The sequence below is a fragment of the Williamsia sp. z71 genome, from assembly GCF_059553375.1.
In genome coordinates, this window is record NZ_JCANWX010000005.1 from 304,677 (window position 1) to 317,432 (window position 12,756).

A 12,756-nucleotide genomic window follows, 5' to 3' on the forward strand; every position below is an offset into this window, starting at 1 on the left:
CGCCGGTGTCACCGACCGCGCGTCAGCCGCCACCCGGAACCGTTGGTGTTGAGCATTCCTCGGGCCTCGAGGACCGCCAACGCCGATCGGACCTTCCGGACGTCGAGTCCGCACGCAAACGAGATCTCGCCGATGGTCAGGGTCCCGGTGGCGGGGACGGCGTCGTAGACGCGCAATTGGTCGGCATCCAGATCGTCGGTGCGACGTCCGAGCGGACCGGCCTCGGGCACCGTGGAACTCGCACCCTCCGGCTGCGCCAGGCGCAAGACGTCCCGCGAATCGGTGACCAGTTGCGCGACGCCGTCTGCGATCATCCGATGGCAACCGACCGACGTCGCCGAAGTGACCGGACCGGGTACCGCGCCCAGCGGTGTTCCGAGCTTGCGGGCCCAGGCCGCGGTGTTCGCCGCACCGCTGCGCTGACCGGCCTCCACCACAACCACTGCCGAGGACAGCGCCGCCACCAACCGGTTCCGGGTCAGGAATCGATGTTTGGCCGCGGTGGTACCGGGCGCGTACTCACTGACCACCATCCCCGTCCGCGCGATCTCGGACAACAGTCGCGCGTGTCCGGCGGGATAGTCACGGTCGATGCCGCACGCCAACACGGCGACCGTGATCCCCTCGCAGGCAAGCACATTCCGGTGGGCCACGCCGTCGATCCCGTACGCCCCACCCGACACAACCGTCCAGCTCTCGGCGGCCAACCCATTCGAGATCAGCGCGGTGACATGCTCGCCGTACCCCGACGCCGCTCGCGACCCCACGATCGCGACCGAACGGTCGACGACCTCGTCGAGTTGCGCCGGCCCGCGCACCCAGAGCGCCAACGGCTCTCCGCCTTTGGCAGCCGTGTCGGCCTTGCTGAGCGCGAGCAGTTGCCATCCCGGCCACTCGACGTCGTCGGGTGTCACCAACCTGCCACCGAGCCGCGCCACCGTACCGAGGTCTTCGTCCGCGGTGTTCACGCCATAACGCGCCTCGGTCAACGCCAGCACCCCCGCATGCAAGGACGGGACCACCCGGGTCGCGACGGCCTTGGCCGCCTCCCTCACCCCGACATCGGCGATCAGGGTCCGCAGAGCCGCGCTGGGCGGTTCGGCGACGGCGGACAGGTATGCCCAGGCGCGCCGTTCGTGTTCGTCGAGCACCACTTCCCCCTCAGTTGTATCCGCGGTCGCGGAACATCAGTGCCTGTGCCACATGGTCTTCCGACGGCTCCCCGGTGCCGGTCAGGTCTGCAAGTGTCCACGCAAGTCTCAGCGCCCTGTCGGCGCCGCGCGCCGTGACGCGACCGTCCCGCAAGAACAATTCGATCGGACGGGTCACGCCGGGTGGCAACCTGAACTCGCCCCGCCGCAGCACTGAACCGGGTACCTCGGAGTTCGTCTGCCACCCCTGTCCACGCCACCGTTCCCGGGCGGCATCACGGGCGGCGATCACCCGCTCACGGACGTCGGCGCTGGTCTCCGCGGCGCCCGCGGTCAGCGCCGCGTTGCCGGGCGGATCCATCCGGACCCGGATGTCCACCCGATCCATCAGCGGACCGGACAACTTCCCGAGATAGCGGCGTCGCGCGGTCGGCGAGCACACGCAGTCCACATCGTTGGCAGGCGCACAGGGACAGGGATTGGCTGCGAGCACCAGCTGGAACCGGGCCGGGAACCGCGCCACCCCGTCCCTTCGGGCGACCCTGACCTCACCGTCCTCCAGCGGCGTCCGCAGCGTTTCGAGAACCTTCACCCCGAGTTCGGCACATTCGTCCAGAAAGAGCACCCCTCGATGAGCCCGGGACACCGCACCCGGTTTGGCCATTCCCGTCCCCCCACCGATCATCGCCGTCACGGTCGTCGAATGGTGTGGGGCGATGAACGGCGCCTCGGTCACCAACGGATGATGTTCCGGCAGACCACCGGCAATCGAATGGATCGCGGTGACCTCCAACGCCTCCGACTCCCCCAGTGGCGGCAGGATTCCCGGCAGCCGGCGCGCCAGCATCGTCTTCCCGATCCCCGGCGGCCCCGTCAACAGCAGATGGTGCGCACCGGCGGCGGCGATCTCCATGGCATACCGCGCCTCGTCCTGACCGACCACGTCCGCAAGGTCCGGAGACATCGGAGCCGGGGCCCGCGCCACCGCTTCACACACCGTGTCCAGTACGTTCGCCCCTCGCAACCACCCCAGCACCTCCCTCAGATGCGACGCCCCGCCGACCTCGATCCCCGAGACCAGCGTCGCCTCCGCCACGTTCGCCAGTGGCACAACCACATACGCGAACCCGGCCTTACGCGCCGCAACCACCGCCGGCAACACGCCCCGCACCGGCCGCAACCGCCCGTCAAGCGCCAGTTCTCCGATGAACACCGACTTCTCCAGCAACTCGGACGGCTTGTCGGAGTTCGCAGCCAACACGGCCAGTGCCAGACCGAGATCGAAGATCGAACCCGCTTTTGGCAACGTCGCCGGCGACAACGCCAGGGTGATCCGCCCTTCCGGCCACTTCTGCACCCCGCCACCGGATTCATCCGTGGACCCTTTGTTCGCCGCGGCGGTATTGGTGATCGCCGCCCGGACGCGGTCTTTCGCCTCCTTGAGCGCCGCGTCCCCCAGGCCCACCAGATGCACGCCCGGCAATCCCTGCCCGATCGACGCCTCGATCTCGACGACGACACCCTCGACGCCGCTGAGCGCCACCGACCTCACGCGACCCAGCTTCATCTCAGAACACTCCACGAAGATGTGAAAACGTCGGCTCCCCCGCCGAGTTCAAGTGCACCGCGATCACGTCGAAACGCACCACCGGCCATCGCCGGTCCTGCTCCTGCAACCACAGAGCGGCCAGCCGCCGCATCCGCTTGTACTTCTCGAACGAGACCGCCTCGGCGACATCAGCGAACAGGGCGCCCGTCCGCGCCTTGACCTCCACGACCACCAAGGCGACCCCGTCGACAGCGATCACATCCAGCTCGCCGTAGCGACAACGCCAGTTACGAGCCACCACCGTCCAGCCCGCATCTTCCAAGAACCGGACAGCCAGATCCTCACCCAACTGCCCGACCTCACGGCGCGACCGCCCCGCCCCACCCTGATCCGGTTGATTCCCCGACTGATTCATGAACCAACCATGACCATCGAGGTCGGCACATCACCGGTCATCTCACCCGCCCACCGCCTGCCTGTGGACACAAAACCCGACTGTGGAAAGCCGGTGCTGCTTTCGAGGTCCGCTGTTACCGGATCCCGCGGGTTTCTACGGCCTGCGCATGGTCAAGCGGCCAGTGCCGACCGGAACAGCGGCCATGACCGGTGGAGATCGTCCTGCCAATAGGCCCAACTATGTGTACCGGGATCACCGAGATCGATCGTGGCCGGAATCCCCAACTGCTGCAGGCGATCCCGCATCTGTTCCGAGCAACGGTTCGTCGCCGACTCGATCACCGCTCCGACCGCGATCTGGTCGGCGAGCTTGGGGACATTCCCGTCGATACCCGGTCCGTCGAGCACGTCGTACTCCCCGGGAAGGCCGGTACCGTTCGACAGGTAGATCGCCTTGCCCCGAAGCTTCGCCGCATTGACGTACGGGTCGTTGCGTACCCACTCCGGGTCGGATGGCGGACCCCACATGTTCACGGTGTTACCGCCACCTCGACCCTCGACAGTGAGCCGAACGAATGCCTGCCCCTCCGGGTCACTGGTCATCGCGCACCCGCTATAGGCACCGACAGCCCGGTACAACTGCGGAGCCCGCAGAACCAACTGGAAGACCGATGTGCCCGCCATCGATATCCCGGCAATTGCGTTGCGCCCGTTGCCACTGAATTCCGCATCCATGAGTGGGGGTAGCTCCTTTGTGAGAAAAGTCGCCCACTTCTGCCTGCCCAGCACCGGGTCGTCGTGCCGCCAATCGGTGAAATAGCTCGCGGCCCCACCCATCGGGACCACCACATTCACGTCCTGCCCCGCAAAAAAGGTCCGGATATCGGTCTTGTCGAACCAACTACTCCCGCCCTCACCCCCGGCGGCACCGTTGAGCAGGTAGATCGTCGGGACCGGATGCGATCGGTCGGCAGCCGGAAGGACTTTGACCGTCACGTCCGATCGCATCGCAGCGGAATGGACCACGACATCGACCACCCGGTCTTCCGGCTCCGCATGTGCCGGCCCCACCGCGAGAACGGATCCACCGAGCAGCATCACCGCCATAACGGCAGGTCCGGCCATCGAAATACCTGTTCGCCCGCGCCCTGCCCAGTGAATCGACCGATGAATCACGACTACCCCTCTGCCACCCGTCCCGCGTCCATGGTTGATCAGCAGAATAGAACAGATCAGCGTTTGATGGACCCACTGTCGCACGTCGAAATTGCAAACAGAGCGCGCCGACCGAACTTATGTAAACACTGGGATAACTCCTTGCGAACTATTTGTTTCCATTTGCCCACAGCGTCATTAGCACGTGGCCACCACCAAAGTCTCGACATTTCCCACAATCGGTTTCCATCAATTGATTGACTTTATTGCGAATAAGTTGGAATCCCACCCTCCCGCACCTCTGTGCGGTTGCGCTCGGGTCGTCACTAAAGCATGCTGAATGCAAAGTTCACGCGAATATCTGTGAGCGAATTGCCCGAACACAACGAACGACTATTCGACTCGGTACACCTGTCCTACAACTGTGTACGGTCGACATCGATTTTCGTGGTGCAGGCCGGAAAGGGTTTCATGGTCAGCTTTGGACTCATTGACGATTGGCAGCCGAGGACGGGAAAGTTGACCATCTGGTCAGCGTCCGAGGCCTCATTGGACGCCGCCAGGCGCGCGCCGATTCATCAGACACCGCCATCTCACCAGCAGGAAGAATACCTACGCACGGCGCTGCGAAAACAAAAAGGTGAGGTCAGGGGGTCACGCCTTTATGTGGGCACCTTCGATTCCGGCGAACGGCTCAACCGCTTGGCGATGACCACCACCATCAATACCTTCCTGCGCCGCCATGACACCCATCTGAGCTGGTTCTCCGCCGAAGCCGACGGCTCCATAGCCCGTCACGTAATCCACCCCGACGACGTGGATTTCATTCCGCACGACTTCGGAATGATCGACAGTGCCGAGGACCTTCGAAATCTTGCGCAAAGCAAAACTCCGGGTCCACTCGAATGGAATTGCTTCACATTCGGAACAATTGAGCATGCCGACGGGTTCACGATGTACGGTGCCATCGATCATCTGCATTCAGATCCCCTGTCGCAGGCGATCGCCTTGGTGGACGCGATGACGCTCTACTCGAACGCGGCCAACCCCGAGTCCGCGACCGAGCCGAGGCAACCCGGCAGCTACATCGAGTACTGCCGGCGCGAACGCGAGACGTCGGCGCAGCTCTCGCTCGAATCGGAATCCGTTCAGCGGTGGATCGAACTGGTCCGCGACAACGGCGGCGACCTCCCCACCTTTCCACTGAGTCTGGGTCCGAACCCCAAGACGGAGGCTCGGAGCGCACACCTGACCGCCGAACTGTTCGACGACGACGATGCAAAAGTCCTCGGCCGCATCTGCCGCGACAACCGGGCCGGATTCATTGCCGCAGTCCTCACCGTTGCGGGTCTGGCCGCCCACGAGTTCACCGGCTGCGACAGGTACCTGGCCATCACGCCGAAAAGCACTCGCACCACACCCGAAGAGTTCAGTGCGGTCGGATGGTTCACCAGTCTGATCCCCGTGCCGATCGAGTTCACCGAGGATTCGACATTCTGTTCCCTGGTCCGCCAGACGCAATCGGCGTACGTGGCGGGTCGCAAACTCTCCGACGTCTCCTTCCATCGCGTCCTCGAACTCCTCGACGACACGCCGGAATCGCCGATCACGACACAGCCCGGATGGTCGGTCCCGATGGTGTCGGTGATGGACACCCGTCGCATGCCCGGCGTCGACACGTTCGCCGCGATCAACGCGAAGTTCTACGGCAATCGCGGCACCTCTGAAGAGGTCTATGTCTGGGTCAACCGGTTCACTGATCACACATCGATGAGCCTGCTCTACCCGGACTCGTCCCACGCCCGGGCCTCGGTCAACATCTACATCGACCGGATCCGTCAGATCTTCAAGACCATCGTCGCGGAAGGTGACTACACGCCGACCACGGTGCCGGCCGGTGCCGTGTGACGGTGCCACCAGTGACCACCGGGGTCGCCGGCCGTTCGGCCACAACCGATCCGAGCCGGATCACGCGATCGTCGTGGATGATCCTGGCGTGCTGTCTCATCGCGGTGTCGGTGCAGATGGTCGACATGACCATCGTCAACATCGCACTTCCGAGCCTGGCCTCGGACCTCGGCGCCACCAACGGGCAGCAACTCCTCGTACTGAGCGCGTACACCCTGGCATTCGCGTGCTTCCTGCTGACCGCGTCCCGTCTCGGTGAGCGTTTCGGCCGTCGCCGGGTCTTCATCGTCGCACTGGCGAGCTTCACGGTCGTGTCGGTTCTCTGCGGCGCTGCGCAGGGTCCAACGCAACTCATCATCCTGCGCGCCCTCCAAGGCGCTTTCGCAGCGCTGGCTTCCGCCCAGACCCTGGCGATCATCTCCGTCTCGTTCCCGAAATCCAAGCACGGGGTCATTTTCGGTATCTACGGAGCAGTCGCCGGGGTGGCGGCCATGCTGGGACCCACGCTGGGTGGGCTGCTCATCTCGGCGGACCTGTTCGGGCTCGGCTGGCGAACGATCTTCCTGGTCAATCTCCCGTTGGGACTCGTCGCATGTTGCCTCGGGTTCCGGTACCTGCCTGCGCTCACCTCGCCCACCCGGCCGATGTTCGATGTGGTCGGGATCGTCCTGTCCACGACGGCACTCTTCCTGCTGATCCATCCGCTGGCGACCGGACGCGAAAAGGGTTGGCCGTCATGGCAGATCGCCATGCTCATCGCGGCCGTCCTTCTGCTCGCCGTATTCGTGTTGCAGCAGCGCCGACTCACGGCGCGCGGTGGTGATCCGTTGCTGGCGCTGAGTCTGTTCCGCGCCAGGTCTTTCGCGGTGGGCTCCGCGCTGTGCCTGCTGTTCTTCAGTGTGTTCTCGGCGTTCTTCTTCACGGTCTCGGTCACCGCTCAGTTCGGGTTGGGCTACTCCGCCCTGAAGACCGGATTGCTGACCTTGCCGTTCGCGTTCGGCGCCGCAGTTGGATCGGTTCTCTCACCCCTGGCGGTCCGACGGATCGGGTCGCGCACGCTCACCATGGGAGCGATCGCCTTCACCGCGGCACTGGGCTACACCGCATTGATAATCGATCCCGCATCGGCCGCGATCTCCATCCCCGCGATCGTCCCACCGCTGGTTGCCGGCGGCTTCGCGATGGGCTTGTTCGTCGCACCGCTACAGGCCACGATGCTCTCCGGCACATCAGAGTCGAACATCGGATCCGCTTCCGGGACTGTTCCGACCATCCAGCAGATCGGTGCGTCCATCGGACTCGCCGCGATCAGCGTGCTGTTCTTCAATCAGGTGGCCGCGCAGTCGGAATCCGCGGTCTCGAACGCCCGGTCTTCACTGAGCCGCGACCTGACCGGCACCGAGGTCTCAAAGTCGATGCAGCCCTTTGTGATCAACGAATTCGTCCGGTGCGCCACAGCACAACTCGGGTCGGCGCAACCCGACGCACCGGCTCCTGGCTGTCCTGACGCCCGCAAAGATGTATCCGCCGAACCGGACACGCTGCAGTCCAAGGTCGCCGTCGATGCCGAACCCGCCCTGCGCCCCGCCGCGCGGCAGGCCGCCGCACAGACGTTTCTGGGCGCATTCGATGTGGTGTTGTGGTCGCTGGCCGCGATGACCATCATCTTGGCGGCGTTCACTTTTGGACTCAAACGGAATGCGGGAACCCCACCGACACCGGTCAGCCCGCCAGCGCTGTCTTGAACACCGGCCAGGACGCGTGCAGATCGTCCTGCCAATAACCCCAGCTGTGCGTTCCGCTCGGACGTAGGTCGATGGTTGCCGGTATTGCCAGCTGCTGCAACCTATCTCGCATCTGGTTCGTACAGTGGTTCGTCGCCGTCTCGATCATCGCTCCGACCGCGATCTGCTCCGAGAGTTTCGACAGGCTGCCGTTGACACCCGGACCGTCGAGTACGTCGTGGCTTCCCGGCAGCCCCGTACCGTTCGAGAGATAGATTGCCTTGCCCCGGAACTTTTCGGCGTTCACGTACGGATCGTTGCGCACCCATTCCGGATCGGTGGGCGGTCCCCACATGTTCACCGTGTTGCCACCACCCCGAACCTCGACGGTGAGGCGCACGAACGCCTGACCGACGGCGTCACTGGTCATCGCGCAGCCACTGTACGAACCAACCGCCCGGTAGAGGTCCGGAGCACGCAGGACCAACTGGAACACAGAGGTCCCCGCCATCGAGATACCGGCAATGGCGTTGCGTCCGTTGCCGTTGAACCGGGCATCGATCAGCGGCGGAAGTTCCTCGGTGAGGAAGGTCGCCCACTTCTGTCGGCCCAGCACCGGGTCATCGCTGCGCCAATCCGTGAAATAGCTGGCGGCGCCACCCATCGGAACCACTACGTTCACGTGCTCGCCCGCAAAAAAGGTCGAGACATCCGTCTGGTCGAACCAGCTGCTGCCGCCCTTGCCGCCGGCGGCGCCGTTGAGCAGATATAGCGTGGGTGCCGGTTTTGTCTGATCGGACGGGCGCAACACTTTGACCGTAATGTCCGAATTCATCGACGTTGATCTGACAACAACATTTATGACGTCATGTGAACGGCTCGGCTCGGCATGAGCGGGCCCCACCGCGGCCAGCGAAAATGTGAACACAATCGCCATCATGTTTGCCAAGATGATATTAATTCTTATTGATCTCGTTGGTTTACCGACAGCAATAGACCAATGCGGTATCACAAATCCCTCCCTCTGGCCGACCGGCCACTACCGAGCATGTCGAGCAGGGTAGAGCACGTTGAACCCTCAGTGCGACTGATGCTTTCGGTTCAACCTCCATTGGGGTACCTACCCCATACCACAGGGTATGGGGGTCTGTCATCGATTTTGCTCAATCAGTTCATATGAACGCGGACTGTTGTCTGTCCCCGCTTTTCGATGTAGTTTTCACCGTGCTCAACAATACTGTGACACCGTCGTGACTGAATTTTAATAAAAACATCGACAGGGATTCGTGCAACTGCGCGATCAGCGGACCCATATCGCTCTTTGCCGCTTTTGGACCAGGGTCCGAGAATGCCGGCGACTGAGCGCCATTGGAATGGCTGACTCCATTCAACGACAGAGGAGCTTGATGAATGGTTAATTTCGGACTGATCAACGAGTGGGAACCCAACCCGGGACGACTGACGAGTTGGGTTGCATCGCTGGCGTCGATCACCGACGCGAACCGCGCGCCGGTACACCCCGTGCCGCCTTCGCACCAACAAGAAGAGTATCTACGGACCGCTGCCCGCAACGAGGACGCCGGCTTCCGATTCTCTCGACTGTGCCTCGTTGCGTTCGACTTCGCCGCACCGCTGAACACCTCGGCGATGACCGAGGCGATCAATGGTTTCCTCCGGCGACACGACACCTTCCACAGCTGGTTCTCCGCCGAACCGGATGGCTCGGTCATCCGCCACGTCGTCGACCCGAGCATCTTCGATTTCGTACCGACAGTGCACGGTGACAAAGACTCACCCGACGAGATCCGCATTCACGTCGAGGCCGAGACACCGGGTCCGTTCAACTGGGATTGCTATTCGTTCGGCGCGATCGAGCACGGTGACGGTTTCACCTTCTACGCGGCGTTCGATCATCTGGTCACCGACGGCATCTCCGCCGCCTTGACGGTGGTCGAGTTGCTACAGCTGTACGCGACGGCGGCGTTCGGCGCCGAGGACACCCTCTCCGAGGTCGGCAGCTACATCGACTACTGCGAGCGCGAACGATCCGGATCCGCCGAACTCACGTTGGACTCGCCCCATGTGAAGCGCTGGATCGAGCTCGTGCAGGCCAACGGTGGTGGCCTACCGACGTTCCCGCTCGAGCTGGGCGTGTCGAGCGAGGGCTACGCCCGTACCGCGCATCTGTCCACGGCGCTGTTCAGCGAGGACCACGCCGAGCGGTTCGCCACCGTGTGCCGTGACAACGGTGCCTCCTTTGTGGCCGGCGTCCTGACGGTCGCGGCACTGGCCAGCCATGAGTTCACCGGTCAGGAGAAGTACTTGGGCCTCACACCCAAGAGCACCCGGTCGACCCCAGCCGAATTCAACTCCGTCGGTTGGTTCACCAGCCTCATCCCGGTGCCGCTCAGAATCGACGCAAGCACCACCTTCACATCCGTCGTCGGTGCCGCTCAGACCTCCTACGACGCCGGAAAAGAGCTCACCGACGTCTCGTTCCATCGCGTCCTTCAGCTCGTCGAGCCCTCCAGCGGCGTCAACGTTCCGCCCGGATGGTCGGTGCCGATGGTCTCGTATATCGATGTCCGGAAGTTGCCGGGTGTCGAGGTGTTCGACGCACTCAATGCCGGGCTGTTCGGTAACCGCGGCAGCTCTGAAGAGGTGTTCCTGTGGATAAACCGCTTCACTGATGAGACCACGATCAGCCTGTTGTTCCCCGGCACCGACGAGGCCCGCCAGGCGACCAAGCTGTACGTCGACCGTCTCATCGAGATCTTCACGACGATCGCCGACCACGGTGACTACGTGCCATCGCTGGAAGCGGCAGGTTCACATTCACGGTGGTAGTCCCGGAATCTGTTGCGGCCCAGTCCCCCACGCAGACCATCCCGTCCCGCCGGGCATGGCTGGCGTTCGCCGCATGCCTCATCGCGGTGTTCATGCAGATGGTCGACACCACGATCGTCAACATCGCGCTGCCGAGTCTGGCAACGGACCTCGGGGCGACGTATTCCGACCAGTTGCTCGTCGCGACGGTCTATACGTTGGCATTTGCCTGCACATTGATGACCGGCTCACGCCTGGGAGAGATGTTCGGCAGGCGCCGGGTCTTCCTCATCTCTCTGGCGGGCTTCACGCTTGCCTCCGTACTGTGCGGAACGGCCGGCGGTGCCACAGAGCTCATCGTGCTCAGAGGCGTCCAGGGCGTGAGTGCCGCGGCCGCCTCGGCTCAGACGATCGCCATCATCTCCGTACTGTTTCCGCGCGTCAGGCACGGCCTGGTATTCGGGATCTACGGCGCCACAGCGGGTGTGGCGGCAATGCTGGGCCCGATGCTCGGCGGTGCCCTCATCACGGCCGACATCGCCGGGCTCGGGTGGCGGACGATCTTCTTGGTGAACCTGCCGTTGGGGTTGATGGCCTGCGTGCTGGCATTTCGCGAGCTACCGGACATCGCCGCCGAGGAACGAGCGCCACTCGACCTGATCGGCATGGCGCTGTCCACCACGGGCCTGTTCATGCTGATCTATCCGCTCGCCGTGGGCCGGGAGAAGGATTGGCCCCGATGGCTTCTGGCGATGCTGGTGGTCGCCCTGCTCCTGCTGGTCGCGTTCGTCGTATACGAACGCAACCTGCAATCGCGTGGAGGGCGGCCACTGTTGCGACTGGACCTGTTTCGCAACAGGAACTTCTCGGTCGGCGCGGTGCTGTCGTTGTTGTTCTTCAGCGTTTTCGCGGCCTTCTTCTTCACGGTGTCCATCGCCGCCCAGTTCGGATTGGGCTACTCCGCCCTGCGAACCGGTGCCCTGACATTTCCTTTTGCCGTCGGCGCCGCGCTGGGGTCGCTTGTCTCCCCCCTGCTCGTCGCCCGGATCGGGCCACGCACCCTCGCCGTGGGGATGCTCGCGTTCACCGTGAGTCTGGGATGGACCGCAACGCTCGTCGATCCCGCGAGTGCCTCGCTGGACGTGGTACCGCTGCTGCTCCCATTGGTGCTCGGCGGGCTGGGTACCGGTGTCTTCGTCGCTCCGCTGCAGGCGACCATCCTGTCGGGTACCACTGAATCCAACGTCGGGTCGGCCTCTGGTTCGATTCCCACGATCCAGCAGATCGGTTGTTCGATCGGCCTCGCGGTGATCAGCATCTTCTTCTTCAACCAAGTTGCCGCACAATCGAACTCGGCGGTCGACGAGGCGGCCCACCTGTTGTCGCGCGAACTCGCATCCACCACCGTCAACCCGGCTGTTGCGCCGATGGTGGTCGACGAGTTCGCGCGATGTGCGCATGTGCAGTTGACGTCATCGCATCCGGAACAGACGCCCCCGGGATGCGAGGGTGGCCAATCGTCACCGGGTGCCACCGGCTCGAACGACATCCGGTCGAATGTGGCCGCTGCGGCACAGCCTCAGATACAACTGGCCGCTCGCGACGCAGCAGCCCGCTCGTTCCTGGGCGCCTTGTCGGTGGTCCTCTGGGTGATCGCTGCGACCACGGCCGGATTGGCGGCTTTGACGCTGCTGCTCAGGCGATCGGACAACGAGCGCGGCTAGTCGCCGAGCACACCGTTCTCGGGAAGACGCAGATCCTGCTTCTCGAGTTCTTCGATGTTGACGTCTTTGAACGTGATCACCCGTACCTGCTTCACAAACCGGGCCGGACGGTACATGTCCCACACCCAGGCATCGCTCATCCGGACTTCGAAGTAGACCTCTCCGTCGGCATTGCGGGGCACCATGTCCACCGCATTGGCGAGATAGAACCGCCGCTCGGTCTCAACCACGTAGGTGAATTGACCGACGATGTCCTTGTATTCGCGGTACAGGGACAGTTCCATCTCGGTTTCGTACTTCTCGAGATCCTCGGCGCTCATCCT

The 12,756-nt window shown here is 63.6% G+C and carries 10 protein-coding genes; 4 read left to right on the forward strand and 6 right to left on the reverse strand.

Annotated features, from left to right (window positions below; genetic code table 11):
• Nucleotides 1–8: 8 nt before the first annotated feature.
• The 4 genes from dprA to AC51GR_RS14485 all read right to left on the reverse strand — a co-directional run bounded on the left by dprA (nt 9) and on the right by AC51GR_RS14485 (nt 4,221).
• A complete protein-coding gene (gene dprA, locus AC51GR_RS14470; protein ID WP_496325331.1) occupies nt 9–1,151 on the reverse strand; it encodes a DNA-processing protein DprA in 1,143 nt (380 codons plus the stop codon).
• Between the two features lie 10 nt (nt 1,152–1,161).
• The gene (locus tag AC51GR_RS14475) at nt 1,162–2,718 is read right to left on the reverse strand and encodes a YifB family Mg chelatase-like AAA ATPase (RefSeq protein WP_496325332.1); all 1,557 of its coding nucleotides are present in this window, start codon (nt 2,716–2,718) and stop codon (nt 1,162–1,164) included.
• 1 nt (nt 2,719) lies between these two features.
• Nucleotides 2,720–3,115 carry a YraN family protein gene (locus AC51GR_RS14480; RefSeq protein WP_496325333.1) on the reverse strand — a complete coding sequence of 132 codons (396 nt, stop codon included), beginning with the start codon at nt 3,113–3,115 and terminating at the stop codon, nt 2,720–2,722.
• Between the two features lie 152 nt (nt 3,116–3,267).
• Nucleotides 3,268–4,221, reverse strand: a complete 954-nt coding sequence (locus tag AC51GR_RS14485; protein WP_496325334.1) for an alpha/beta hydrolase — start codon at nt 4,219–4,221, stop codon at nt 3,268–3,270.
• A gap of 738 nt (nt 4,222–4,959) precedes the next feature.
• On the opposite strand from AC51GR_RS14485, the gene AC51GR_RS14490 reads away from it, so the two are divergent.
• Together AC51GR_RS14490 and AC51GR_RS14495 are read left to right on the forward strand one after the other, a co-directional pair.
• Complete coding sequence (locus AC51GR_RS14490) at nt 4,960–6,159, forward strand: condensation domain-containing protein (RefSeq protein ID WP_496325469.1); 1,200 nt, start codon at nt 4,960–4,962, stop codon at nt 6,157–6,159.
• Between the two features lie 11 nt (nt 6,160–6,170).
• Nucleotides 6,171–7,904 (forward strand): MFS transporter, encoded by a 1,734-nt coding sequence (locus AC51GR_RS14495; protein WP_496325335.1) that lies wholly within the window; start codon nt 6,171–6,173, stop codon nt 7,902–7,904.
• Here AC51GR_RS14495 and AC51GR_RS14500 read toward each other — a convergent pair.
• On the reverse strand, nt 7,882–8,823 hold the full coding sequence (locus tag AC51GR_RS14500; protein ID WP_496325336.1) for an alpha/beta hydrolase: 942 nt from the start codon (nt 8,821–8,823) through the stop codon (nt 7,882–7,884). The two genes, AC51GR_RS14495 and AC51GR_RS14500, sit on opposite strands and share 23 nt — an antisense overlap.
• Before the next feature lie 470 nt (nt 8,824–9,293).
• Here AC51GR_RS14500 and AC51GR_RS14505 point away from each other — a divergent pair, with 470 nt between their 5' ends.
• Both AC51GR_RS14505 and AC51GR_RS14510 read left to right on the forward strand, forming a co-directional pair.
• The gene (locus tag AC51GR_RS14505; RefSeq protein WP_496325337.1) at nt 9,294–10,730 is read left to right on the forward strand and encodes a condensation domain-containing protein; all 1,437 of its coding nucleotides are present in this window, start codon (nt 9,294–9,296) and stop codon (nt 10,728–10,730) included.
• Nucleotides 10,724–12,433 (forward strand): DHA2 family efflux MFS transporter permease subunit, encoded by a 1,710-nt coding sequence (locus tag AC51GR_RS14510; protein WP_496325338.1) that lies wholly within the window; start codon nt 10,724–10,726, stop codon nt 12,431–12,433. The genes AC51GR_RS14505 and AC51GR_RS14510 overlap by 7 nt, the downstream gene beginning before the upstream one ends.
• Here AC51GR_RS14510 and AC51GR_RS14515 read toward each other — a convergent pair.
• Entirely contained in the window at nt 12,430–12,753 is a 324-nt protein-coding gene (locus AC51GR_RS14515; protein WP_496325339.1) for a DUF2469 domain-containing protein, read from the reverse strand. The genes AC51GR_RS14510 and AC51GR_RS14515 overlap by 4 nt on opposite strands.
• Nucleotides 12,754–12,756: the final 3 nt, after the last annotated feature.